A 23,829-nucleotide genomic window follows, 5' to 3' on the forward strand; every position below is an offset into this window, starting at 1 on the left:
TTTTTTTGATTTTCACTTTCGTGAAATTCACTCACTCGTTGTTCAATTTTCAAAGATCAAGTCATTCGTTTTTGTCTTTGCTTTGTTTCAGCAGCGACCTTTATAATATATCATGTTCACCCTGATTAAGTCAAGAACTTTTTTTCAACTTGTTTTTCAGCATTTAAGCTGTTAGACAAGTTTCAACATCTTTTTCTTTTTTAGGGGCGAGATATAATTTATCATATAAACTACTCAGGAGTCAACCCCTTTTTGAATATACATTTATTGGGGTGCATTTGCCTCAATCTCTATACCCAGTAACGAATCTCAGATCCGTCTCCATACCCGCCTCTTGGCCCTGTAGCACTCTCTTTTACTATGGATCGATAAACTAACTTACGGAGCACCATAGGCAGCTCTTCCTTTACATGAGACAACTCAGGCAGCCGTATTAACTCTTGTATGCTCCAGGTTTCTTTGCGACTCCCTAGAATTCGTAGTAAAGGAGAACAGCAATCCACCATTTTGGATACGACCGTAAACTCGCTAGCGATCAGAACGAGCTCTATTCGCTGCTCCAAAGTTTCTTTATTGTCCGTTAATTCATCAAACAATTTATAAACTACTGAATTTAAAGAACGCACCTGCTCCCATACACTACTCTCCGGTAGAATCCCCTGATCAATTAATTCAATACGGGCATAATGCTTCAATGCTTGTATAACGCTGTAGTAGGCATCCATTAGATCTTTCTCTTGAACATAACGTTTCGCTTCCAAACACATCTGAAGGAATTTTGTGAATTCTTTGAATTTGCGTTGCTCTCTCATGCTCTCGCCGAATTCAGTGATGTTTGCATGCAAAGAAGCTAATTCCCCATCAACATCCCAAATTATTTTCCCATGAATGAAACATTGCACAATTTCCCGATTATCCCCGGCCATTACCCATCTTTGAATAGCATTACTATCTATATATAGCAGTTGATAATGCATGTCTCCGCTCATACAATGTTCAATAGTAACTATATCCTGATCTAAATCCTTACATATGACCAAAATTAAAAGCTCGAAGTCATGTAATAACGAGCCATTAAAACTCCCACCGTCATGACGATATTCCATCGCCCCAATGATATTACGATCAGCTCTCTCCTCATTAATCAAAGAAAAAAATGTAAGATTCACAATATCCTCCTACCTTGGCGTATTCCCGCCAATTCGTTATAATATAGTTCTACAACTACACAAGGTTTCCTTCTTAGCATTTTGAAAAGATTAAAATTCGATATGGAATTGGGGTCTGGCCAAATGTCCTTCAAATCAAGTAAAATAAGTTCGTTTCGATTATGGGGCTTACTGCTGACCATGGCCGGAATGGGGATGATGATACTCGGTACAGCTGGTATCGTCTTCTGGGGCCATTCAGGTAAAATCGTAGCTGCCATCGGCTTGGTGATCGGACTTATCGCCATGCTTGGAAGTCTGGCTGTTTACTTTTGGGCAGGTATATTATCTACTTCTGCCGTCCAATTAGAGTGTCCTGAGTGTCACAAGTTGACCAAAATGCTTGGAAAGACAGACCGTTGTATGTTTTGCAGAACAATCCTGACATTAGATCCTGAACAGGCAAACATTACTGCTGATGAGTTGGAAGCAAATCAATCGGCTACCCTGCATTAAAACAATAGATCAGATTTTACATATGCGATTGTATTAATAAATGATGACTAACGAATAAAAAGAAGAAGGCTGAGACATGTTTAGTGTCCGCCTTCTTCTTTTTATTTATCCAATTACTAATCTTATTCTGAGATTTCACTAAGCACATTCCATGCTTCTGCTGAAGCAAAACTTCTAGTCCATGTAGCAATTCCAGCAAGGTTAAACGATTTAGCTAATACCACCCGTTTTGCAAGCGACTCTTCATCTTCGAGCCAAATCCGGCAAAGTGCCCCATCCTCGCTATATTCCACATAATTTTGTCCGGTCTCTTTGGAAAATTGCGGTTTCAACTTCTTTTCTTTGATGATTTCTTTAGCCTTCTTCATTCCGATAGCTTTTGAACTCACCACAGTCTTACCGTCCTTCTCCGTTTCTGTCCAAACCCTTGTATACAATGGAATAGCCATGATCAGTTTCTCCGGTGAAACATCGTCTTCTTCCAGAATACGTGTTATCGAAGAACTCACCCAAGGTAAAGAGGCAACTGAACCAGCTACCGGACTAGCGGCCCAATGTTCATCATATGCCATTACTATCAAGTAATCGACAACCTCACTAAGCGCCCGCCGATCCAGAAAAGCTGACCACATTTCACTATTCGATTTCGGTGTAACATCAATCGATACTACTAGACCCTGCTCCTGAGCAAGCGGCCACAACTCTCTCATAAATTGAGTTAGGTTGTCCCCATCTTTCGTATATACGTTCTCATAGTCTATATTAATTCCATCCAGATCAAAAATCTTAGCATATTGAAGCATTTGCAAAATAGTATTAATACGGTTCTCGAAGTTCGATAGCGCCTCCGTTGTCAGATCAGGTTCGAAACTGTTACTAAACAGTCCCCACACCTGCATTCCTTTACCATGAGCCCATTTAACATAAGCATTGTCAGCCTTACTTCGAACATTACCATCCCCATCCATAAGGGAGAACCAAGTTGGACTAACAACATTTACACCAGGCATCGCATCGAAAGAAGCCGGCTTTGGAGCTACCTGATAGACCGCTTCCCAGGTTAAATTAACCGTCTTGGATTTCCACTTTTCCTTTGCAGGGGATAAGTCCTGCTCTACTAGTGGAACTGTCCTTAGCTCTCCCAAGCTAACATCCTTTGTTTGTACAAAACCAGTATATCCATTATCCATTTGGGCATAATACCAATCATCCTTGGTATCTAGAATCCGCAAATTGGTTCCCTCAGGCATATCCGCCAAAATGGGTGTATGAATATTATTTCCTTGTCTCAGAGGAACAGTGCTATCTTGCTTCCCTGAAGTACTCTGGACAACGGCATTCTGTACACTATCTCCCGCCTTCAACAAAAGCACGGTACCCGACTGGGCATCCTCATGAATCTCAGCACCATAAATCTCACTCAATAGATGCGCAGGTAAATAGAGAATCCCATCTTTCTCTTCTGGAGCAAATGATAGCTGAATTGGTTTATTGTTTATTTTGCCTGTCTTCTCATCTGTCTTCAGAAACACTAGTTTTCTTGACGTCGTTAGAATAACAGACTTCGTATCTTCCTCATACCTAATGTTAGAGTCAATCACTGACTGAATAACCGGAAGCGGTAACTTGAGACCATCCCCACTTCCAACAGCTTCCCAATCCATAAGCTCTCCATTTGCAAATATTGGCTGAGTATGGGTACTTTGCCACTCTGGGGTCACATGCTCACGACTCGGTAAAATAACAGAAGCAATCCAGTAAGCACCTGCTAATAATATAATGAGTCCAAAAAACCATTTAACTCTGCTCTTACCACGACTGCCTTTCCGCCTAATATTAATTCTATCTCTACGATTCAATAGTTTACCTCCAGAAATGGTATATATAAAACAAAAACGCGAAGAATTCTCGAGAGAATCCCACACGTCATTTCAAACACGTAGGTCATTAAATTAATGATCCTGACATTCGTTACAAACCCCATATAGCTCCATACGGTGCCCGCGTACACGAAATCCTGTCAGCTCTTCAGCCTTACGTTCTACCTCCTCCAAAGAGGGGTACATGAAATCTTTAATTTTACCGCATTTCTCACATATAACATGGTAATGATTTGACACATCTGCATCAAATCTGCTTGAGTTGTCACCATAGGTCAGTTCACGGACCATGCCAGCTTCAATAAACATCTTTAGATTATTATAGACCGTAGCCACACTCATATTAGGAAACCGAGGTTCCAATGACCGATATATTTCATCCGCCGTAGGATGTCCCATCGACTCCATCAAAAAAGTTAAAATGGCGTGACGTTGCGGCGTAATGCGGACACCGTTAATTTTCAATTGGTCCAACGCATGCTGTACGCGCGTACTCATTATGTCCACCGCCTTTAATGAATTGCCAATAAAGCTATATACCACTTTATTGTACGTTTATGGTATTTCTTTTGTCAACGCAGTACAAGTTCACGGTTCTTCATTCTCCACAAGAGGAACACGAGTTACACTTTTATTTACAACTAAATTACTGTTACCTTCAACCTTAATTAAATGCTCTCCAGTCCCCATTACCCCTTTAATCTCCTTGTTCTCTACGAGAAAGGGTAGCTCTGTGACAATATTACCATAACCGCTAGAACCTTCAAGCGTATAATCTTGACCTTCGGGAAGTTTCAAGAACATTTCTCCAACTGCACTATATACTCCCCAGTCTCCTCCAACCTGCTCAGAAGAGATGGATATCTTACCATTAAGCGACTCCGCACGTAATGCAGATAAGGCGCCATCTACTTGAATATTACCATTTTTGGTACTCAAGTTGATATCTCCTTGTGAGCCAACAAGGGAAATATTACCGACAAGTGTAGATAACGTGGCTCCCCCCGAAATCCCTCTCCCCTTCATATTACCACCTTGCGTATCCACATTCACACTGCCGAAGATCCGATATAGATCAACATCCCCATTTAAGGTTTTGGCCGATACCTCACCCACAACATCCCACAACTTTAGATTACCGTTCCCGGTTTGCAACTTAAAATGGTTTCGGGCCTGTGCCCCGGTCAACGAAATCCCACCACTCGACGTACTGATATCCAGATCTAGAAACCGGTTCTCCGGCAAAATGATTGTAAGATTAGTCCTCGGATGACGCTTACCCGTGGCACCGTACAGCTTATCTTTAACAGTAAGACCTAGCGATTGACCTTCTGCCACATCAACAAATGTTTCATCAGCAATGATCTCTGCTTCCTCATCTGAAACTTGATCCACCCATACAGTAGCCTTGACGATAATACCTTCAATCTCTGCTCTTTTCACATCAATACTACCGTTAACTCCATCTACAACCACTTTCTCCGTATCCAAATCAATAGGTATTTCAAGAGGAATTTTATCCACACGATATCCCTCTTCGAGACTGTATTCAGCACCAGCCGAGGCAAGGTCCAGACTTACGCGATTCCACAAATGCATATAATGATCCTGCTGAGTCACAACAAAGACGGAGAACACCATAAATAGAGAGAGGAAGACTCCCTTAATATCTGCACGCAGCCTCCGCTCTGGCCGGGGTGTGTTCCTCCGGTTCCACAGAAGAACTAGAACATGCTCAACACCACTCAGCACAAGAACTAAAGGCCACCAGTCAAGTAAGAGAAGCATGTTGTCTCCGTCTGTAAATGTATCACTTAGCAAAATGATCCCTACTGCGATAAACAAAACGGAAGCTGTAAAGCGCCCTGTCCGAAAGAAGCGTCGTCTTCCTTCGCGCAAGATTAAAAACAAACCCACGAGTATTAGTCCACTAGCTACAATATACCCTGCCCCTGCTTGAATGAGACTTTGAAGCCATTCTGGTTTCTGCTTGAACAAAAAAACAACTATTCCACCACTGATAAGCAAGACTGCCGACCAGATTCCCTTTCGTATTCCTGATACAGGACGAGTTGCCTCCTCGCGAGGTATATTCTCTTCATTCTGCCTTCTTATTCTCGTGTTAATCACATCAGTAGATTGAAGCACATCATATATGCTATAGAAGTAAGCTGCCGGAATGAGCAATCCCAGCAATAACAACAGTGGAACGTTAATTCCCATCCGTACAGAAGAAAAATAAATTAATGCAGATATATCAATGATAACAAAGTAGATAAATGCTACGCCTTTCATGAACATTCGTAAATATAAATGACCTAGTCCAGGGAATAGAGCAGCTAACAGACAGGCAATAAACTTCCTTTTGCGTCTTCGTGGTTTAAAGCCCTTGGTTTGCGCCGATGTCGCTCTCTCTGTCTGTTGTGTGGTCGGTGTTGAACCAAATGACATCTCACTCCCCCTCTCTCTATAATTAGATATACCCATATTTAAATAATAACTTAATTTCTACCTCACTGTACCTTAGAAAGACTGGAAAACTATCCTTTTTCTTATACTAAAACAAAAAAGCTCCCCGTAAAGAGGAGCATTTATGCTGGAGTTAGCTTTATCAGTTAGTTTTAAGTTGAAACCGTGTTAATTCAACTCCAGGGGCCGCCATAATCGTTCCGTAAGGCATGAAACCATATTCTTGATAGAGTGAAACAGCGGCAATGTTAAGCGTACCCGCTGTCACACCAAAGGTCTCCACCTCTGGATGACATGAAATAACATATTTCAGCAAAGAACTCCCGATTCCTTGACGAAGATAACTAGAATGCACCATTAACCGAGTGATTTCCAGGTTCCCAGGAATAAAGGATGTTGTCGCGATGGCTCCCATCAAATCTCCTTCTTCGTCTGAGATATATCCATAGAATCGTTCAGTACTATTCCTTAGAGATTCAAAGGTATCTGGCAGAGGCGGATATTCCGTTAAGCCTACCGCAAGAGCTTCCAACCGGTATGCTGTGTGTTGTAAGCCCCATACTTGTTCGACCATTTCATGATCATGCAGCGATAACGGAATTATCATCCGGGGTCCCCTCTCCCTATCCTGGTACAGCGCCATTCTCTTCCTTGTTGGACTATCCCTTTAACACTTCAATTAGCAACTTATTCGCAAGCCCAGGGTTTGCTTTCCCTTTACTACGCTTCATGACTTGACCTACAAGGAAGCCTATTGCCTTATCTTTACCTGCTTTATAGTCCTCAACCGAGGCGGGATTATCAGCTATGACTTCGTTGACTATTGCAAGAATTGCCCCTTCGTCACTAATTTGAACAAGACCCTGCTCCTCTACAACCTGGCTAGGGAGTTTGCCGCTCGTTAACATCTCTTTGAAAACCGTCTTGGCGATCTTGGAACTGATTGTACCTTTCTCGATCAGACCAATCATTTCCCCTAGACCTTGTCCAGTTAGTTTCACTTCAGATAGCTCTTGTCCTGTGCTATTCAAGTATCCTAGCAGATCGCCCATGATCCAGTTGGATACCGATTTGGCATCCGTCGTATATTGAAGGCTATTCTCGAAGAGATCGGCGAGTTGCTTGGAAGAAGTAATAACTTCAGCATCATAACTTGGAAGTCCAAATTGAGTCGTATACCGTGCCTTCCGTGCATCTGGCAACTCCGGAATAGAAGCTTTAATTCGATTCTTCCATTCTTGGTCGATATGCAGCGTCACCAAATCTGGATCTGGGAAGTAACGATAATCATGCGCCTCTTCCTTACTACGCATTGAAAACGTCTTGCCCTGTGACTCATCCCAGCGCCGTGTCTCTTGAACAACGATTCCGCCCTCGTCCAAGATTTCTGCCTGACGTAATTGTTCGTACTCAAGTCCACGAAGCACGCCGCGGAAGGAGTTCATGTTCTTAAGTTCTGCCCTGGTACCGAGTTCCTTCTGGCCATGAGGACGTAGGCTAACATTAGCATCACATCGCATGGACCCTTCTTCCATCTTCACATCAGAGACGTCACAATACTGCATGATCGCACGCAATTTTTCAAGGTATGCCTTAGCTTCCTCCGGTGAAGAAATATCAGGTTCGGAGACGATTTCAACTAGTGGAGTACCGACGCGGTTGAAATCCACTAGAGAAGCGTAGCCTCCATCGATATGCGTCAATTTCCCTGCATCCTCCTCCAGGTGAAGGCGAGTTATACCAATTCTTTTCGTTTTACCATCAACTTCGATGTCGATATAGCCATTCAAACCTATTGGCTGATCAAATTGTGAAATTTGATAGGCTTTAGGTGAATCCGGGTAGAAATAGTTCTTCCGGTCGAACTTACTGACATCGCCGATCTCACAGTTTAGCGCCATCGACGCTTTCATAGCATAATCAACCGCTTGAGCATTCAGAACGGGCAATACCCCGGGATGTCCAAGACAGACAGGACACGTATGACTGTTGGGGGGGGCGCCAAATTCAGTGGAACAACTGCAGAAGATTTTTGACTTCGTATGCAATTCCACATGCACTTCCAGCCCAATCACTGTTTCATATTTGGATGTTGACATATTAATCCTCCTGCTAACTATTGTAAAATCAATCCCTGCTTAAAGTGATGGCCGCTGCTTGTGATGATCGGTATGAGCCTCGAAAGCATGAGCTACGCGAAGAACCGTACTCTCATCAAATGCTTTACCGATAATTTGCAGTCCAACCGGAAGACCATCTGCGAAACCGCAAGGCACACTTAGCGCAGGAACGCCTGCCAAGCTTACTGGAATCGTCAAAATATCGTTAAGATACATCGTCAGCGGATCATCTACTTGCGATCCCAATGGGAAAGCTGTAGTCGGCGCTGTTGGTCCGATAATAACGTCGTATTTCTGGAAGGTCTGATCGAAATCTTGCTTGATCAAAGTCCGTACTTTCTGTGCTTTTAAATAATACGCATCGTAATATCCAGAACTCAGGGCGTAGGTACCAAGCATGATACGGCGTTTTACTTCGGGACCAAACCCTTGGCTCCGAGATTCATGGTACAGGTCTAACAGGTTACCTCCATTATCAACACGAACACCATAACGCACTCCATCAAATCTGGATAGGTTAGATGACGCCTCCGAAGAAGCGAGGAGATAATACGCAGCTACTGCATATTCCGTATGCGGTAGAGAAACCTCTTCCCACACCGCACCAAGACTCTCCAATACGCGCAGAGACTCCAGAACAGCAGCTTTAACTTGCGGATCAATTCCATTCAGATATTCCTTAGGTACGGCGATGCGCAATCCTTTGATATCCCCAGTCAATGCACTAACATAATTCGGTATTTCAACATTCGCTGAAGTAGAATCTTTGGGATCAAACCCAGCAATGGCTTGAAGAACATATGCGGAATCTTCGACATTTTTCGTAATTGGACCGATCTGGTCAAGCGAAGAAGCGAAAGCTACAAGTCCATAACGCGAAACTAAACCGTAGGTTGGTTTCAATCCAACAACGCCGCAATATGAAGCTGGTTGGCGAATAGACCCGCCCGTATCCGAACCCAATGTGAAATAAGCTTCACCCGCAGCCACAGCTGCAGCTGAACCACCGCTAGATCCACCAGGAACTCGGCTAAGATCCCACGGATTGCGTACGGGATGGAAGCTGGAATTCTCATTCGAGCCACCCATGGCAAACTCGTCCATGTTCAGCTTACCCAGAGTTACAGCCTCTGCTAACTTCAGTTTGGATACGACTGTTGCGTCGTAAATCGGATTATAATTGGACAGAAATTGGCTAGCGCAAGTCGTCAGTAAACCTTCTGTCACCATGTTGTCTTTAATACCTACAGGTAAGCCAAATAGCAATCCTAGTGACTCCCCGGTAACTAGTTTGTCGTCTAAACGAGCTGCATGAGCCCGGGCTTCTTCCTCATTCAATGTTAGATAAGCTCCAACACGCTCATCCCGTTCCTGAATTTTGGTGAACGCCTCTCCTACCACATCGGTAACGGACAATTCCTTACTACGGAACTGACTATGTAATTCCTGCAAAGACAAATCAAACAACGTCACACCCATATCCTCCTTCCAAATTGTGCATTAATATAAATACATTTTTTCTAATTAATTTCCTATTCGAGTACCGCAGGCACCTTAAACTGCCCGTCCTCTTCTTCTGGAGCATTGCGAAATACTTTCTCTTTGCTTAGGCTCTCTTGAACCACATCTTCACGCATAACATTGCTGAGACGAAGAACATGAGTTGTCGGTTCTACACCATCTGTGTCCAACTCATTTAATTTCTCGGCATATTGTAAAATGGCATTCAACTGCTCAGTAAACTTCTCACGCTCTTGGTCCGTCAGATTTAGACGGGCCAGCTTAGCCACATATTCCACGTCTTTACTTTGGATACTCATTAGCGATACCCTCCCTCATTCTTCCCTAACTGGACTTCATTTGTCCATTCTATCATGTCCTTGCGTCAATTTCATAATTAGAATGATGTTGAATCATGACTCTTAATGATGAATAAAATTATATTGTCGTATTATCTTGATATGGTCAAGCCATTTTCAACAATTGTTATACCAAAAAAGGGTCGGCAGCGCCGACCCTTTTATATCCACGCACGCAAATTCACTTGTTTGATGAATTCGGCCTGAGACAAAACTTCCTTTGTTGGTTCATCCTCTTCGTCAGCATCATTGATTTCGCCATTCATAATTTGCGCGAATAGCTGCTCGTTATGCGTAGCCAGTGCGTAATCTATCAACGCTTCCTGGGTCGTTCGTTCCACCTCTTGCTCAATCAACAGCGCCTCGGATTCAACATCGCCTGATGGGACGAAGTAATTGCGTCCTGTCTTTGGAGACCGAACGACATAGTCAAAGGCATTATCCGGATTACGATCATAAGCAATAAGGTAGCCATATTCCCCAACAGGAAGATTCTGCTCAAAGGCATCGCCGACGATAACAATTTTCTCTCCTAAACGTAGCATCGTCTACCTCCCTGATCTTTTAAATATATGAGTATCTCATAAGTTATTTTCTATCCTACTAAAAAAGACAGAGGTTGGTCAAGGCATTTGTCTAGATTCTAAACCCCTTCAAATACAAGAAACTTACGGTTATACATTAGCTTCCGCTCTTTGTTAAGTTATATCTCCGTACCATGAAGTAATCGCGAATTAATAGTCTATTACTCTATGATAGGAGGAATTAACTCGAATCCCATGATATAACAAATAACCTGTCTCCAAAAAGATCAGGTTATTTGTTATATTTCGAAACTCGTACCTAGGACTGATCCGGAATACCTTGCCGACGTAGAAGCCAAGCGGAAGCCGCAAGACAGACCAGGCAACCGAGTACACTTGTCACAAACGTAGCAGCAGTATAGTTTACCTCTCCAGCAAATGTTGCATTAGCAAAGTTTAATATGCGGGCAGGACTCCATGAGAACCATGATGGGATAAGACTATAGGTTACGGACAGTGCCCCCATAATAAGTAGTGAAATCACTGCGGCAGCACTTCCACGAAATATCGTGCTGAGCAATAATAACAGAGATTGTGCGAATGCGAACCATAGAAAATAAAGAGCTCCAGCAATTAAAGCATCTCCCCATCTAACAGGGCCCATCAATATCGCCGTATAGTACCAGGCACCTCCGTATCCAAGTGTAAATGATACAAATAATAGTGTAAGCTGTCCCATCCACTTAGCAATAATGAAAGATAGAGAGGGAACCGATCGAACTAAGACTAATGCCGCAGTCCCACTATAACGTTCTCCAGCTACAATATTCATACCTGCAATAGCGATAATTAGGATTCCAATGGTGCTGTATTGACTTAGTGATTGCACCATGACATCTGCAGGAAGTGGAACTGGCAATTGAGTTAGCAATTCTGCGGAAATATCCCCCGAAGCGGCTAAAATATTAGGCAAGTAAAAGGATGTAATGGGCTGCATCACTCCAAGCAGTATAAACACAACAGGTATCCACAGGAGTTTATAGCTTCGGACCATTTCAAGCAGTTCTTTACGATACATAAGCCATGTAATTTTCATGATTTAACCACCTTCATGAACATGTCCTCTAACGAAGTTGTACCTGCCTCAAAGCGAAGAAGAGGGATTCTCTGTGATGCGGCTTCTTGTAAAATTGTATGCCTTGCCTCTATAACATCATTGACAGTCAATACTGCTGTGTTCCCTGTAATACTCGATTCTATGATAAAGGCCCGATCTTCGAGTGAGTGTAGCCAAGTGTTACTTTCTTGCCCCGTTCCTGCCTCCACTTGCACTGTTAGTAGCGGTTGCCGATACTTCTCCGCAAGTTCTCTTAATGACCCACTCTCTACGATTTCTCCGTCCCGCAACATCATCATCCGATCGCATACCTCCTCCGCATCATGCAATACATGAGTGGAGAAGAGGATCGTCGTCTGCTGACGAAGTTGTGATAGTAAATCCATCACTTCTCGTCGCCCAAGTGGATCAAGTGCCGAGACTGGCTCGTCTAGCAAGAGCAACTGGGGATGATGAACTATAGCCTGCGCTAGTCCAAGCCTTTGCTTCATGCCTCCGGAGTAGCCTGAAATACGCCGCTTGGCAGCATCTTTTAATCCGACACGCTCCAAAGCAATATCCGCTTCATTCGCAGCCTTTTTTCCACTCATTCCACTAAGTCCCGCGACATATACTACAAATTCCTTCCCCGTCATCCAACCATAGAAGGTAGGATGCTGTGGCAAATATCCAATTGAGGTCTGTTGCTGTGTATCCTTATCATCGGATCCTGCAATGGCAATGTTGCCCGAAGTAGGATCTATCAATCCGGCCAGCATGCGCAATGTCGTCGTCTTTCCAGCTCCATTGGGTCCTAGAAGAGCAGTACAACTGCCCATTTCCAATTGAAATGATATCCCGTTGACCGGAGTACGCATGCCAAATTTTTTAGTCAATTCCGTCACACTCAACATCACCATCAGTACGCTTTCCTTCCAATAGTGAAATAGCAGATGCTCCCGATAATGCTACCAAATACTATAATAATGACCCATAACCACTTAGGTCCCCTTACGGATTCAACTTCTGCCTTAGCAAGCGAAATCAATCCTATTACGGCAAGCAGAAGCTGCAATATTATAATCGGTGCGATTAGTCCCCAATTCAGTTCCGACATAATCTCATCTCCCATTCGTTCCATATTATTAAAGATCACGTCTTTTTCTTGTCTCTGGCCGAACAACGATTAACAGATAAACAATTAATGAGGTCGGACAATTAATAATGCCCCACAATCCCCATAACCAAGCCCTTCTGCCCCGCTTCCGCGCGTCAATAAAAATCCACGTTCCTTGACTAAGTAGCAACAACCCCACTACAATCCATAACCAAACCGAGGGAGTCTCAGCATTCATAACCTTTCCTCCCTATGACTAGAGCTCTCAAAAATCCAGATGCCAATTGCCAGCGCAAATCCAATGACTTGAATAGCACCCAAAATCCAAGGGGTAGAGAACACGACAAAATATCCTCCACTGATCAATAATAAAGCGACCATGAAGAACAATATTGTCTCCCATCGTCTCTTACGTTTTGTTATTTCCCACTGTTCCCTAACGATACCTTTCCAAGTATCAACTGATGGTGAACTACTCTCTTGTACTACCTGGTCTAGCTTGCGTAGATCAGCCATCAGTCGATCAACAATAACATCATTTTGAGGTTCATCATGATTCCCGTTACTATTCATGTTGATCAAGCTCCTTTCGCAATTCGCGCAGGCCATAAGCAACGCGTGATTTTACCGTTCCGGCTGGGATATTTAGCATTTCTCCAATTTCGTCATAGGCATAACCGTAATAGTGTTTCAATAAAACCGCAATTCGCTGATCCACAGACAACTTAGATAGAAGCTCAAGCAGTTCGGGCCACTCTTCCTGATTCGACTCGAATTGCCATCGCAAGAGACGTGTGTTTCCTTCCTTCAACAACCACTGCTGCTCTCTTTTTCTACGTCGCTTCTTATCAATAAATAAACGTGTACCTATGGTGATCAGCCATGAGGAGAAAGCTGAAGAACCATCATATCGAGTTATATTCTCCATACACTTAAGCATGGTATCTTGTGTTAAATCCTCTGCTGCTCTTGGATCCATCGTTACTTTTACCAAATATTTAAACACAAAGGAATAATGCTTTTGTATTAATAAGGCAAGTGCCGCTACATCACCCTTTTTGGCTTTCTTTATCCATTCTCTCTCCTGAGGCACCGTATTCCCCCTTACTTCCAGCTAAGCGACTATATTACGTTTAAGATCACCATTTCGTTCAATAGCCATTATAAAAAAAATTAAGCTCAAACTTACTTATACTTCCTTTAAAAAAAGGCGCCCAAAATGGGCACCTCGGTCTTTATATTATGTATGTTCGCGAAAACGAAGAAGTTTGTCATACCATGGCTGCCTGATATCACCTGAATCCATCATCAGATGTCTCCATAGGATCTTACGTTCCTCTATTAATCTCTGCTTCGAGGTTCCTTGTTTCGAGATTCCTTGATTCGGAATTCTCGAATCTGAAACTTTCTGTATGTATTGATTACTTTCTCTATGAAGCAGTTCATGTCCTGCATCTGTAACGTACGATATTTCACTTTTCAAATCAATTCCTCCTTTTCTGTACTTACTGGACTTGTCCAAACCTGGGTTTATTTAAGTCCCGTAAAACAAAAAAAGACAAAAAAAGAACGCAAACCGGGACCATTCCACAGCCTGCGTGCTTCGCAAAGGTTACAAACATTTAATTTATATACATCCTAGCAAAGGTATAGTCTTTTGTCTAGTATAAATGTACTATTTGGTGTGATTTCACTACTGATTCCATCATTAGGTTATAGTACTTTGAACACGTATTCTAGCCCTTATCTCACGTAAGGGTTATTGGCCTTTTCATATCCAATCGTTGTCTTCGGACCGTGTCCCGGATATACCTTAACCTCATCATCAAGACGAAATAGCTTACTCCGGATTGAATTGTAAAGATCAGCCTCTCGACCTCCCGGTAAATCAGTCCGTCCAACCCCGAGTCGGAACAGCACATCTCCACCAAACAAATCATTACCACATAATAAACTCACGCTACCTGGCGAATGCCCCGGTGTGTGATAAACAGTAAATTCATGCCCAATTAACTTCAGGCGTTGACCTTCTGCTAGGTCATACTCGGCTGGATCAGTCATAACTGGCGGTGTTGCATCTGGCCACATTAAAGATCCGTTTAACTTCGGTGTCGTTAACCAATCGCTCTCCAAAGCATGGAGATATACAGGGCACCCCTTTAGCTTACGTATCTCATCTACGCCACCGATATGGTCAAAGTGAGCATGTGTCAACACGATGGCTTCAATCTCCAGCCCTTCAATTCTGCGTATAAGCGAACCCGGATTCGTACCGGGATCAATGATAACTGCTTTACTCTCGTCTTCTCCACGTAATAAATATGCGTTCGTCTGCAAGGGTCCTAAGGCGAATGTCTCAATCTTCAACATGATGTTAAAATCCAGAGATTAGCTCGCGTAATTCATCAACAACGCTGGCATTTACTCCGGCTCCTTCCTCGTATTTTTCTCCCATTTGCTTACGCACCACAGCGATCTTCTCTTCATAGTCCGGTGCTTCGCGATCGGGGTTCTCTTGCTTGAATTTAATCATAATTTCTTGAACCTGCTTAGGCCGCGGGCCCCACTGTCCAAGAACATGTCCTCCCGTATCCGTCAGTAAGATAATCGGAACGGAACGACCACCCATCGTTAAATATTGATCCATCACCTCTGGATGTTCCTCCAAGATAAGCACTTCTGTGTCTATCCCTGAAGTCTCCAAAGCCCGAAATACTACGGGTATACTACGTACTACATCCCCACACCAATCTGCTGCAAGAATAAGTACTCTTAGGTCGTCTCGAAAATTTAAACTTTCAAAGAACTCGCGGTCATCATCATTATGCCATGCAAAGGCCTCATATCCTGCCACAAACGCTTCCTTATTACGCTGCATTCCATCCATAAACTGCTTGGGAGATAACCCCTTACCAAATTTATGACTCCAATTCATACTCATTTATGCGTATCCCCTTTCTTCTTGTTCGATCCGAACCATTTGATCAGAAGGTACACGATCATTATTGCCAATGCACCAAGTAAGATCGGAATAATATAAGGACCTGCTTTCTCATCGATATTTTCCCATTGCTCGCCGAGTACCATCCCCAGATATACAAATAACATTGACCAAGGGATGACGGCAAGTGTCGTAAGCGTAACAAACTTGCTTAATGGCATTTTGGCCATCCCTGCCGGAATTGAAATCGCATGACGAACTACTGGAATGAAGCGCGCGGTAAAAATCACCCCGGGACCATATTTCAGAAACCACTCTTCTGATTTATCAATTTGTTTCTTATGAATGAATATGTACTTACCAAACTTTTCTAAAATAGGACGACCGCCATAACGCCCAATCCAGTAAACAAATACCTGAGCGATAACTCCCCCAACGACGCCAAAGAAGACAGCGCCCACATAATTAATATGACCACCATATACCAAATACCCACCGTAAGCCAGCACGATCTCACTTGGGATAACCTCTATCATTAACCCTAGCATAATTCCAAAATACCCAAGGTTTTGAATCCACTCAAATAAAATACTTACAATGTTCGAAATCCATTCCAAAATTTCTCCCTCTCCCCAAGTCACTTTTTATTTAGTCTATTCTACCATAGGGAGGGACATGCATTCTACTTTAAACCCTGGGACGGTGTCCCTTAGGGAATATTGCGCATATGTTGGGAGAAGAGGAGGCGGTATTATGGCAACTAATCAGGGAAGGCATCAAACAAACCTCCCTACTCCGCGCAAAATCCGTCGAGGATGTAACAAAGAACTGTACCGAACAATCAAACGGCTTGGTATATATGTCCCGGATGAGCGTTTGAAGGAAGGCGAAACATTGTATTACAAAAAAGTGATCGGCAAGCTGCTCTGGATTGCAGAGAACCGTAGTAATCGTAAATTACTTGCGGATTGGTGGGACGAAGAAGTTAGCGCTGAACTGGCTACACTATGGGAAGTCGACCGTGAAAATCTCTCAAAAGCATTCAGAGCGGCATTTGGCGGCTAATAGGAATAGAGGGCGGAGTTCAATACATCAAGAGCCATCTGGCTTCGCCCAATAGCCCACCAATTAATCGTAATAAATGCCCCTACACCTTTGTTATTCACTATTCTCCCCTTCTATTCTTCACCAAATCTGCTGTAGATAGTGCTATTCGATCAGAGATGTTAGATAGCTTCATACCCCAGACCTTAGATTCATCCGTCAGCTTGAAACCACGATCATTACGGAGTTGTTTCATCATTATCACTTGATCCGTTAGTTTCGCGTACCTTAGATAGATTTCCTCTCCTGTCGAAACTACTAACATTACCTTATCGAGGTCATTATCCCTCTCTAATCTCATCGCGAGCAGCGTTAGGTTTCGCAAGACGGCACTTTGTATCTCCCGATCGAAACGATCCATATAGGCCACATGCTCCAGAGTTGGTATAGCTCTCATATCCCCTTTTAATGCTAATATGGTGCCAAGCGCCAACCATAAATCAGGATTCGTAGTGTCATAGTATATCCCTTTCATCAAGATTAGATTTGCTGTAGCAGAATTGGACATGCCAGCCAGAGCCATTCGTGCAGAGGTCCGAGACTGATTGAGCGCTAGGGAGCGTTTAAGTAATGAAACGGATTCCATTGGAGTTACATTCTTTCCAGGCTGGCTTGCGAGTGAGTACAATCTCAAACTTTCGGCATGTGTAAATCCTTTCAAACTTATGAGTAAAAGTAATACCGCAACGAGTCCATACAATATACGCATTGTTTTTAGTCCGACAGAATGAATCATCCGATCTCGTATTTTCACGTCTATCGGCTCGTGAAGCCCTAGCCCTGCTATCCAAATCATAAGAATCCAACTCAATCCATAACTCATATCGAAATCAATTGCACTATGTAGAATCAGTACGACGAAAGATGGAAGCAATGCACTGCGTAACTTAATTAAGCCAACTAGCATTGAAATTAGTCCCAACAGTAGGATCATGAGCCCCACCGCCCCGAGATCTAGAAGCAAGTCTAAATATCCACTATGAACTTCAGTACCAACATATGGCATGCTTTGGACCTTGCGAAATAATATACGCCAGGCATCCCCCCCATAACCGATCCACGGTGAATCCATATACAAATCCGATGCATCTCCATACATTGTCGCACGAGCAGTAAGAGTACCTAAACGAAATAACCTATCCATAAGACCAGCATATGTAATCAGAGCACCAATAGTAAGTAAACATGCTGCACCATAAAAGTATGCTACTAGATTGCCTGGGGTCCAGCCCCACCAGCTGTCCATCCATTTTACGGCTAATCTAGACAACAGTAATGCTACAACCATTACTGCTACTAGCGAAATCAATCCAGGCAACGGGGATGGAGCCAGTTTGGCATGGACAAGCTGACGTGCACAAAAAGCTGCTGCAGAGACAATTATCCCAGATTGAAGCAGATAACTTAGACGTATTTTTCCACGCAACAAGAACCAACCGGCGATCCAGCCCACGCCAGCTGCTGCATAAGCCCCGCGTGACTCTGACAATAGAAGACATAACGCAATAAGTAGTGCTAGAGCTGCAGTTCCATATCCTTGTAGCTGCACCTTTCGTGATTTATCCGTACCCGATAATGAGGCAAGCGCCATCAAACGTTCCAGCAGAAATGCTGCCATTATCGCTCCAAACGTATTGGGATACTGCAAGAGACCACCGAGCCGTGCTCCCGCTGCTGCTATTTCTCCATCTCCTGTGCGCAGGACAACATGTGGAAAAACCACTACACCATACAGAGTAGATAGCGCAGAAATCGTAAGCAGCGAGGCCATAGCCACCCAGCCTACTTTTAACCAATGACGGCCTCGTTTTTCCCTACTGACTCTAAATAACGCCATACCGAATACACCATAAAATAACCAACGAAACAAAGCCTCATAAGTAGATTGATAGGACAGAGGACCAATAGCTAAGTGAATACCATATAAACCAGCAATAATAAAAGGACATATCCATATCCAAAGAAAATTACGGAATAATGAAACTTTCCAGGATAAAAGAGTGATGGAGGTCTCTCCCCGTAGATTGATAGCGATAGCTACTGCCGTGATAACCAGCCATACTGAGATAAGCAGCAATGTAAACAGCGAATCCGTGTAGAACATTCCGTTATTAAAAATGACAAGTAGCCCTGTACTCACAACACCAACGATTCTCAATTTGCTGATTTTTCCTAGCATGCGCACAGATATCTCCCCTCCCAATCTCCTTAGTCCAACAACCAAAAAAGGCCAACACATTAAGTGTTGACCTCAGTCATTCGCTTCAAACCATAGTATTCTAAGGATTTAGGGGAGACTCTGGTAACAAGTCGCGGCAAGCACGTTCTAAATAGGGAGCAGCATTCAAAAAGTCGCGAAACGCCGTATACTCCCGCCATAAAGTAACTGTATCACCACCAGGAGCTTTCACTGCCCGAATTAGAATATTCTTTGGTGTATGCTCCATATCGATAAACTCCAAGAGTTGAGTCTTATAGCCCATCAAATCCAGCAATTTGGACCGAATCGCATCGGTAGCAAGTGCTGAGAATCGTTCTTTAAGAATTCCATGTGACAACAGTGGTTCCATTACAGGACTGTTCACCTGTGCGAATAATTCATGTTGGCAACAAGGCACGGATAAAATAACGGAGGCATTCCAACGGACTGCCTTTTCCAGAGCGGCATCTGTTGCTGTATCACATGCATGCAAAGTAACCACCATATCGACTTGACTTAATTCATCATAGTCCGCAATGTCGCCGACAAGGAACTCCAAATCGTGATAATGCAACGATTTCGCCAGCATTCTGCAGTGTTCGATAACATCTGCTTTCAAATCTAGGCCGACAATTTTCAGCTTTCTCCGCTGCTCCACCGACAAATAATGATACAATGCAAACGTCAAATACGATTTACCACAGCCGAAATCGAGTATGGTCAGGGTCCGATCTGAAGGAAGATGAGGGAGCACATCCTGAACCATTTCAAGAAAACGATTGATCTGTTTGAATTTATCATATTTCTTGGCCAGTACCTTCCCATCCGCATTCATAATCCCCAGCTCAACAAGGAAAGAAATAGGACGACCTTCCTCCAAAATGTACTGTTTTTGGCGGTTATGCGTTAATGCAACTAATTTTTTGGTTGGGGATTTCGTCAAGATGGACACCTTATATTTCTTACTGATCAGAACTTGGTAATCTGCTTCTGGCGTGCATATCAAACCTTGCCGGAAGACTCCATGAAACAGTTCCATCAGATGATCTTCAAAATTCACCGCAGGAATATTCTCATGTGTTACTTTGTTTGTATAGTGATAAGCAAACTGGTAATGGAGATTTTTCTTCAATTCCACAGGTTTGATTACCACTTTAGTATAGCTGTTATCCTCCGATTTGCGACGCTGACTAAGCGTGGCAGAAATCAAAGTTCCCTGCTCCGCCAATTGGTGTATAAGATTTCTTAGTGATTCCATAAACTAGACAGCTCGCTTTCATTACTAATATTAGAATTATTACTTATTAAATTTCACTGTATAAGAACCGGCTTTGTAGTTCCGCCAGGCCTTCCATGACTTCACTCAAAGGCAGTCCTCCTTGCTCTAAAATTTGAGGTTCAAGTACTAACAGCCGATCGTAAAATGCAATTCCTTCATCGAGAGGAATCGCTTCATCATGTAAGAGCCGAAATAATACGTTCTCAGCCTGATCAAACCGTCCCTCATACTCTTCGAACCTAAACAGAAGTCGTTCTGTATCCGTAGGTAGACGATAACCTTTTAAATGTAATAGTAGCTCCTTAACCTCTTCGTTCAAATTCCATAACGAGCGATCGGCACCATTCATAGCCGCAGTCAGATATAAGTGGAGCGACTTCATAAAGCAGATTATTCCTTCATTATGCTGCCCCATGGCATAATAAATACTAGCCTCTTCCTTGAGTAGATAGGCTAGGCTCTGTAATTTATCAGCTTCAATTTCCCCACTACTGCGAAACATTTCTGTTATATCCCTTGCAGAGAGAGCGCGTAGCAAGTTTGAATTGAGACGAAATTGTTTTTTATACAGATCATCGATCTCCCACAGGGCCTCTATAAATTTACGCTCCTGCTTCAAACCAAACACTTTCCCTATCATCTCTGTCATTTCTTCAATCATGCGGACCAGATAATCTCTTCGTAACATAACGTTCCAGCCCTTTCCTACGGAAGCGACAGACGACTCCGTTTGTTCACTCTTTGTAGAGGTTGTTCAAAAAGCGTGCTTAGAATCAAATTTTACTGCCTAATGTGTTAAAACGCAAAGAAAACGGAGTTTCCTAGTAGGACCCTCCGCTTTTTTCCAATTTCACCACACAGTAATTAGTGTTCTGCTTTATCCATTTTCCGCAAGAAATCTAGAATAACTGCAACAAGTTGATCAGGAGCTTCATACATACTCATATGGCCCGCTCCCTTAATGACTGCCTTCATTACGTTGTCCCCTTCGGTCGTGAATAACCGCTCTAACGGGATGATTTGATCACTCTCCCCAGCAACCAGGAGAAGAGGTAGTGTAGTTGAAGACATCACATCTCTGCGATCAATTCGTTCACGCATACTGAGTGCAGCACCAGATGCCCCTTGTGGTGGCGTCTTATACCCAATCTCTTTCACCCTGTTGACTTCCTCTGTCAGCGTGTCGACATTTTCTGGGGCAAATAATCCAGGTACTAGACCTTCTATAAACGAGGTAATCCCTTCGGATCCGATGGTCGAAACTGCCTTAAGCCGCTTTTCCTTCGCTTCCTCACTATCCGGATAACCTGTTGAATGAATCAGCCCAAAGCCGTTCAATCGAAATGCGTAACGCTGAGCCAGTGACAAAGCAACATAACCACCCATGGAGTGACCTAGAAGGGTGTATTTCTCAATCCCCAACTCCTCCATCAATCCAACGATATCATCAGCCATTTGTTCTATTGTGTAAGCACCCATTGGTGCATCAGTGGAACCATGTCCTCGAAGATCTGGGCAGATGACCCGATATTGTTCCGCTAGTAGCGGCTGAACCTTCTCCCAATACGCGGAACTACCACAGAAACCATGAAGTAGCACAACTGTTTCACCCTCGCCTTGTTCTTGGTACGCTATTGTCGTGCCGTTTACTACTTTGTTATCCACAGTAATCCCTTCCTCTCCACTTATGTATTGGATTCATCTTTATTATTAAACCAACTCTGGTATCTTGAAACCTTAATCTTGCTTATTTCCAGTGATCCCCTGACAATCTGGCATAAACACCTTAGCCGCAGCCCTGACAATTTCATCCGCCATTAGCATCACAGAATATAATGAAGTCATTTGAAGAGTTGAATATGGTTTGGGACCCTTCAAATTCACCACACCTGCTATACTATAATGTCCAACAGCAGGAAGATCTCCTCTGACTGATTGCGCCGGCAATAGCGGTTTTCCTGATACCAAATAACAACCTACCGAAGCAGTAGATCCTAGACAAGCATCCATCGCCACGATGATATTTCCCTTAGGAATCTCAGCCAGTCTTACTTCCAAATTGTTGGCATCACAAGGCTGCCGCAGTGAACCGATCACACTCCCCCATCCGCATTCCTCCAAACGGCTGCCTACGAGTGGACCTAGGGCATCTCCAGTTGATCGATCCGTACCAATGCATAAGAAAGTGATGTCCTGCTTACCATGCCTATTTAAGATTTCCTGAAAAAAGCTGACCAACTCGCTTCCGCTAATCTTCCTCACCTCTTGGTCAGAAAACGGCAGAGCCTTATCTTTGGATGTCTCTACTCCCATTAGCTAACCTCCGGATAACCAATTTTCATCATATAATCAAATTGTACCTTATCCTTACCACTCACGACAAAACATAGTTTACACTGTCTTGACGTGATACAATACATATTAATGTCTATTGAAGAAAGGATGAAATTTATGAAGGATCTGTCGCAAAAAACTCAAGAAAACGTTGAATATATGATCGAAGAAATCAAAACGAAGTTAAGAATGGCCACTGGAGCTGCAATGTTAGCCTCCGCCTTTAATGTGGATCAGTACGATGATATTTTCGATGTGTATGATATCGTCATGAGCAAAGAAAGACTCAGCATTTCCGAAGTGGAAGCTCTAGCTATGGAACTTGGAAAGCTACGTAGTAAATAAAAGATTATGTCTACTAAACTCATCAAAAAAAGAGTCCAGCTTATGGAGGCACTTACCTTCATAGCTGGACTCTTTAGCGTGATTTTATTATCTAAACCTTAGGAAATTAGGGTAAGTCGATAATGATTATTTCTGCTGATTCACCTGAACCTGTACTACGAATGATTAAATCATCTGTGTTTTTGATTCTAGCCGTATCCCCAGGATTAAGAGAGAATTTCTGGGTTTCAGCATGTAAATCTACATGTCCTGATAAGAGGAATAAATGAGTACGCCGCTTTCCACACCCGGCAATGTTCAACTCTTTGCCCGATTCCAAAATCGGTACATATATATTTATGTCCTGATTCAGCCTCAAGCTATTATCATTTACCTTGCCTGAGACAAGCGGCTTCAGTTCTCCCATTCGCTCTTCCTGTGAGTAGGAACGACTGTCCCAAGCTGGAAGCAGATCCCTCTGTGATGGAAGAAACCACATTTGTATGAAACGAACTGGATGATGCTCTGAGGGATTACTCTCGGAATGTGAGATTCCTGTCCCCGCACTCATCACTTGAAGAGATCCAGTCTCTAAATCTTGCGTATTTCCCCTATCATCCCCGTGTCGAAGCGTCCCCGATACTACATAAGTAACGATCTCTAAATCATGATGGGGGTGTGCCTTAATACCTTCACCAGGTGCTACAATATTGTCGTTAAGAGCCAACAGGCAGCCGAAGTGAGTGTTACTCGGATCGTCATAATCTGAAAAGGAAAAGCTGAGTTCGCTATGAATAGGACCTTTACAGGAAGTATGACGCTCTTCCGATGCGACCACTTTAATCATAGTAGTTCTCCTCACTTTCTACAGATGCTTTCCGTTATTTGATTATTTCTTACCCTCATCTCATAAGTATT

General features: G+C 43.2%; 28 protein-coding genes. 3 read left to right on the plus strand and 25 right to left on the minus strand.

Annotation, left to right across the window (positions count from 1 at the left end):
- Positions 1–290: 290 nt before the first annotated feature.
- Positions 291–1,169, minus strand: a complete 879-nt coding sequence (locus EJP82_RS18160) for a nucleotidyltransferase-like protein (RefSeq protein ID WP_127193499.1) — start codon at positions 1,167–1,169, stop codon at positions 291–293.
- Positions 1,170–1,292: 123 nt separating this feature from the next.
- Here EJP82_RS18160 and EJP82_RS18165 point away from each other — a divergent pair, with 123 nt between their 5' ends.
- Complete coding sequence (locus EJP82_RS18165; protein ID WP_127193500.1) at positions 1,293–1,664, plus strand: YgzB family protein; 372 nt, start codon at positions 1,293–1,295, stop codon at positions 1,662–1,664.
- Between the two features lie 122 nt (positions 1,665–1,786).
- Here EJP82_RS18165 and EJP82_RS18170 read toward each other — a convergent pair whose 3' ends face one another.
- The 18 genes from EJP82_RS18170 to uptA all read right to left on the minus strand — a co-directional run bounded on the left by EJP82_RS18170 (position 1,787) and on the right by uptA (position 16,287).
- On the minus strand, positions 1,787–3,523 hold the full coding sequence (locus EJP82_RS18170; RefSeq protein WP_246054255.1) for a glycosyl hydrolase family 18 protein: 1,737 nt from the start codon (positions 3,521–3,523) through the stop codon (positions 1,787–1,789).
- A gap of 93 nt (positions 3,524–3,616) precedes the next feature.
- Positions 3,617–4,042 carry a peroxide-responsive transcriptional repressor PerR gene (perR, locus tag EJP82_RS18175; RefSeq protein ID WP_127193501.1) on the minus strand — a complete coding sequence of 142 codons (426 nt, stop codon included), beginning with the start codon at positions 4,040–4,042 and terminating at the stop codon, positions 3,617–3,619.
- Between the two features lie 90 nt (positions 4,043–4,132).
- A complete protein-coding gene (locus tag EJP82_RS18180) occupies positions 4,133–5,995 on the minus strand; it encodes a DUF4097 family beta strand repeat-containing protein (protein WP_127193502.1) in 1,863 nt (620 codons plus the stop codon).
- Between the two features lie 160 nt (positions 5,996–6,155).
- The gene (locus EJP82_RS18185) at positions 6,156–6,620 is read right to left on the minus strand and encodes a GNAT family N-acetyltransferase (protein ID WP_127193503.1); all 465 of its coding nucleotides are present in this window, start codon (positions 6,618–6,620) and stop codon (positions 6,156–6,158) included.
- Between the two features lie 52 nt (positions 6,621–6,672).
- On the minus strand, positions 6,673–8,112 hold the full coding sequence (gene gatB, locus EJP82_RS18190) for an Asp-tRNA(Asn)/Glu-tRNA(Gln) amidotransferase subunit GatB (RefSeq protein ID WP_127193504.1): 1,440 nt from the start codon (positions 8,110–8,112) through the stop codon (positions 6,673–6,675).
- A gap of 39 nt (positions 8,113–8,151) precedes the next feature.
- Positions 8,152–9,606 carry an Asp-tRNA(Asn)/Glu-tRNA(Gln) amidotransferase subunit GatA gene (gatA, locus tag EJP82_RS18195; protein WP_127193505.1) on the minus strand — a complete coding sequence of 485 codons (1,455 nt, stop codon included), beginning with the start codon at positions 9,604–9,606 and terminating at the stop codon, positions 8,152–8,154.
- 59 nt (positions 9,607–9,665) lie between these two features.
- Complete coding sequence (gene gatC / locus EJP82_RS18200) at positions 9,666–9,953, minus strand: Asp-tRNA(Asn)/Glu-tRNA(Gln) amidotransferase subunit GatC (RefSeq protein WP_127193506.1); 288 nt, start codon at positions 9,951–9,953, stop codon at positions 9,666–9,668.
- A gap of 200 nt (positions 9,954–10,153) precedes the next feature.
- A complete protein-coding gene (locus EJP82_RS18205; protein WP_127193507.1) occupies positions 10,154–10,537 on the minus strand; it encodes an ATPase in 384 nt (127 codons plus the stop codon).
- Positions 10,538–10,835: 298 nt separating this feature from the next.
- Entirely contained in the window at positions 10,836–11,612 is a 777-nt protein-coding gene (locus EJP82_RS18210; RefSeq protein ID WP_127193508.1) for an ABC transporter permease subunit, read from the minus strand.
- Positions 11,609–12,532, minus strand: coding sequence for an ABC transporter ATP-binding protein (locus EJP82_RS18215; RefSeq protein ID WP_127193509.1), 924 nt, complete (start codon positions 12,530–12,532; stop codon positions 11,609–11,611). The genes EJP82_RS18210 and EJP82_RS18215 overlap by 4 nt, the downstream gene beginning before the upstream one ends.
- Positions 12,532–12,729 carry a PLDc N-terminal domain-containing protein gene (locus EJP82_RS18220; protein ID WP_127193510.1) on the minus strand — a complete coding sequence of 66 codons (198 nt, stop codon included), beginning with the start codon at positions 12,727–12,729 and terminating at the stop codon, positions 12,532–12,534. Before EJP82_RS18220 ends, EJP82_RS18215 begins: the two co-directional genes overlap by 1 nt.
- Before the next feature lie 28 nt (positions 12,730–12,757).
- On the minus strand, positions 12,758–12,967 hold the full coding sequence (locus EJP82_RS18225; RefSeq protein WP_127193511.1) for a hypothetical protein: 210 nt from the start codon (positions 12,965–12,967) through the stop codon (positions 12,758–12,760).
- Positions 12,964–13,302 (minus strand): YxlC family protein, encoded by a 339-nt coding sequence (locus tag EJP82_RS18230; RefSeq protein ID WP_127193512.1) that lies wholly within the window; start codon positions 13,300–13,302, stop codon positions 12,964–12,966. Before EJP82_RS18230 ends, EJP82_RS18225 begins: the two co-directional genes overlap by 4 nt.
- Positions 13,295–13,822: an RNA polymerase sigma factor SigY gene (gene sigY, locus EJP82_RS18235; RefSeq protein WP_127193513.1), complete on the minus strand. Its 528-nt coding sequence runs from the start codon at positions 13,820–13,822 to the stop codon at positions 13,295–13,297. The genes EJP82_RS18230 and sigY overlap by 8 nt, the downstream gene beginning before the upstream one ends.
- Before the next feature lie 147 nt (positions 13,823–13,969).
- Positions 13,970–14,212: a hypothetical protein gene (locus EJP82_RS18240; protein ID WP_127193514.1), complete on the minus strand. Its 243-nt coding sequence runs from the start codon at positions 14,210–14,212 to the stop codon at positions 13,970–13,972.
- Between the two features lie 260 nt (positions 14,213–14,472).
- A complete protein-coding gene (locus EJP82_RS18245; RefSeq protein WP_425464354.1) occupies positions 14,473–15,099 on the minus strand; it encodes an MBL fold metallo-hydrolase in 627 nt (208 codons plus the stop codon).
- A 4-nt stretch (positions 15,100–15,103) separates the two neighbouring features.
- On the minus strand, positions 15,104–15,670 hold the full coding sequence (locus tag EJP82_RS18250) for a thioredoxin family protein (RefSeq protein WP_127193516.1): 567 nt from the start codon (positions 15,668–15,670) through the stop codon (positions 15,104–15,106).
- Positions 15,667–16,287 carry an undecaprenyl phosphate transporter UptA gene (gene uptA, locus EJP82_RS18255; protein ID WP_127193517.1) on the minus strand — a complete coding sequence of 207 codons (621 nt, stop codon included), beginning with the start codon at positions 16,285–16,287 and terminating at the stop codon, positions 15,667–15,669. Before uptA ends, EJP82_RS18250 begins: the two co-directional genes overlap by 4 nt.
- 136 nt (positions 16,288–16,423) lie before the next feature.
- On the opposite strand from uptA, the gene EJP82_RS18260 reads away from it, so the two are divergent.
- Positions 16,424–16,735, plus strand: coding sequence for a dehydrogenase (locus EJP82_RS18260; protein ID WP_127193518.1), 312 nt, complete (start codon positions 16,424–16,426; stop codon positions 16,733–16,735).
- A gap of 100 nt (positions 16,736–16,835) precedes the next feature.
- Here EJP82_RS18260 and EJP82_RS18265 read toward each other — a convergent pair whose 3' ends face one another.
- The 5 genes from EJP82_RS18265 to yyaC form a co-directional block, all read right to left on the minus strand.
- On the minus strand, positions 16,836–18,953 hold the full coding sequence (locus EJP82_RS18265) for an O-antigen ligase family protein (protein WP_246054269.1): 2,118 nt from the start codon (positions 18,951–18,953) through the stop codon (positions 16,836–16,838).
- A 100-nt stretch (positions 18,954–19,053) separates the two neighbouring features.
- Positions 19,054–20,232: a class I SAM-dependent methyltransferase gene (locus EJP82_RS18270; protein ID WP_127193520.1), complete on the minus strand. Its 1,179-nt coding sequence runs from the start codon at positions 20,230–20,232 to the stop codon at positions 19,054–19,056.
- Positions 20,233–20,278: 46 nt separating this feature from the next.
- A complete protein-coding gene (locus EJP82_RS18275; RefSeq protein WP_127193521.1) occupies positions 20,279–20,941 on the minus strand; it encodes a DUF6483 family protein in 663 nt (220 codons plus the stop codon).
- 176 nt (positions 20,942–21,117) lie between these two features.
- The gene (locus tag EJP82_RS18280) at positions 21,118–21,918 is read right to left on the minus strand and encodes an alpha/beta fold hydrolase (RefSeq protein WP_127193522.1); all 801 of its coding nucleotides are present in this window, start codon (positions 21,916–21,918) and stop codon (positions 21,118–21,120) included.
- A gap of 72 nt (positions 21,919–21,990) precedes the next feature.
- Positions 21,991–22,566, minus strand: coding sequence for a spore protease YyaC (gene yyaC, locus EJP82_RS18285; RefSeq protein WP_127193523.1), 576 nt, complete (start codon positions 22,564–22,566; stop codon positions 21,991–21,993).
- A gap of 138 nt (positions 22,567–22,704) precedes the next feature.
- On the opposite strand from yyaC, the gene EJP82_RS18290 reads away from it, so the two are divergent.
- Complete coding sequence (locus EJP82_RS18290; protein ID WP_127193524.1) at positions 22,705–22,932, plus strand: DUF1128 domain-containing protein; 228 nt, start codon at positions 22,705–22,707, stop codon at positions 22,930–22,932.
- Between the two features lie 106 nt (positions 22,933–23,038).
- On the opposite strand, the gene EJP82_RS18295 is transcribed toward EJP82_RS18290, so the two are convergent.
- Positions 23,039–23,758, minus strand: a complete 720-nt coding sequence (locus tag EJP82_RS18295; protein WP_127193525.1) for a pirin family protein — start codon at positions 23,756–23,758, stop codon at positions 23,039–23,041.
- Positions 23,759–23,829 lie beyond the last annotated feature (71 nt).

This window comes from Paenibacillus anaericanus, assembly GCF_003994475.1.
In the GTDB taxonomy this organism is placed as follows: domain Bacteria; phylum Bacillota; class Bacilli; order Paenibacillales; family Paenibacillaceae; genus Fontibacillus; species Fontibacillus anaericanus.

Excerpts from the sequence above, each read along its gene's own strand:
- EJP82_RS18165 (WP_127193500.1), top strand. The coding sequence starts at position 1,293 with ATGTCCTTCAAATCAAGTAAAATAAGTTCGTTTCGATTATGGGGCTTA.
- perR (WP_127193501.1), bottom strand. The coding sequence starts at position 4,042 with ATGAGTACGCGCGTACAGCATGCGTTGGACCAATTGAAAATTAACGGT.
- EJP82_RS18180 (WP_127193502.1), bottom strand. The coding sequence starts at position 5,995 with ATGTCATTTGGTTCAACACCGACCACACAACAGACAGAGAGAGCGACA.
- EJP82_RS18185 (WP_127193503.1), bottom strand. The coding sequence starts at position 6,620 with ATGATAATTCCGTTATCGCTGCATGATCATGAAATGGTCGAACAAGTA.
- gatB (WP_127193504.1), bottom strand. The coding sequence starts at position 8,112 with ATGTCAACATCCAAATATGAAACAGTGATTGGGCTGGAAGTGCATGTG.
- gatC (WP_127193506.1), bottom strand. The coding sequence starts at position 9,953 with ATGAGTATCCAAAGTAAAGACGTGGAATATGTGGCTAAGCTGGCCCGT.
- EJP82_RS18205 (WP_127193507.1), bottom strand. The coding sequence starts at position 10,537 with ATGCTACGTTTAGGAGAGAAAATTGTTATCGTCGGCGATGCCTTTGAG.
- EJP82_RS18210 (WP_127193508.1), bottom strand. The coding sequence starts at position 11,612 with ATGAAAATTACATGGCTTATGTATCGTAAAGAACTGCTTGAAATGGTC.
- EJP82_RS18215 (WP_127193509.1), bottom strand. The coding sequence starts at position 12,532 with ATGGTGATGTTGAGTGTGACGGAATTGACTAAAAAATTTGGCATGCGT.
- EJP82_RS18220 (WP_127193510.1), bottom strand. The coding sequence starts at position 12,729 with ATGTCGGAACTGAATTGGGGACTAATCGCACCGATTATAATATTGCAG.
- EJP82_RS18225 (WP_127193511.1), bottom strand. The coding sequence starts at position 12,967 with ATGAATGCTGAGACTCCCTCGGTTTGGTTATGGATTGTAGTGGGGTTG.
- EJP82_RS18230 (WP_127193512.1), bottom strand. The coding sequence starts at position 13,302 with ATGAATAGTAACGGGAATCATGATGAACCTCAAAATGATGTTATTGTT.
- EJP82_RS18245 (WP_425464354.1), bottom strand. The coding sequence starts at position 15,099 with ATGTTGAAGATTGAGACATTCGCCTTAGGACCCTTGCAGACGAACGCA.
- EJP82_RS18250 (WP_127193516.1), bottom strand. The coding sequence starts at position 15,670 with ATGAGTATGAATTGGAGTCATAAATTTGGTAAGGGGTTATCTCCCAAG.
- EJP82_RS18260 (WP_127193518.1), top strand. The coding sequence starts at position 16,424 with ATGGCAACTAATCAGGGAAGGCATCAAACAAACCTCCCTACTCCGCGC.
- EJP82_RS18265 (WP_246054269.1), bottom strand. The coding sequence starts at position 18,953 with ATGCTAGGAAAAATCAGCAAATTGAGAATCGTTGGTGTTGTGAGTACA.
- EJP82_RS18270 (WP_127193520.1), bottom strand. The coding sequence starts at position 20,232 with ATGGAATCACTAAGAAATCTTATACACCAATTGGCGGAGCAGGGAACT.
- EJP82_RS18275 (WP_127193521.1), bottom strand. The coding sequence starts at position 20,941 with ATGTTACGAAGAGATTATCTGGTCCGCATGATTGAAGAAATGACAGAG.
- yyaC (WP_127193523.1), bottom strand. The coding sequence starts at position 22,566 with ATGGGAGTAGAGACATCCAAAGATAAGGCTCTGCCGTTTTCTGACCAA.
- EJP82_RS18290 (WP_127193524.1), top strand. The coding sequence starts at position 22,705 with ATGAAGGATCTGTCGCAAAAAACTCAAGAAAACGTTGAATATATGATC.
- EJP82_RS18295 (WP_127193525.1), bottom strand. The coding sequence starts at position 23,758 with ATGATTAAAGTGGTCGCATCGGAAGAGCGTCATACTTCCTGTAAAGGT.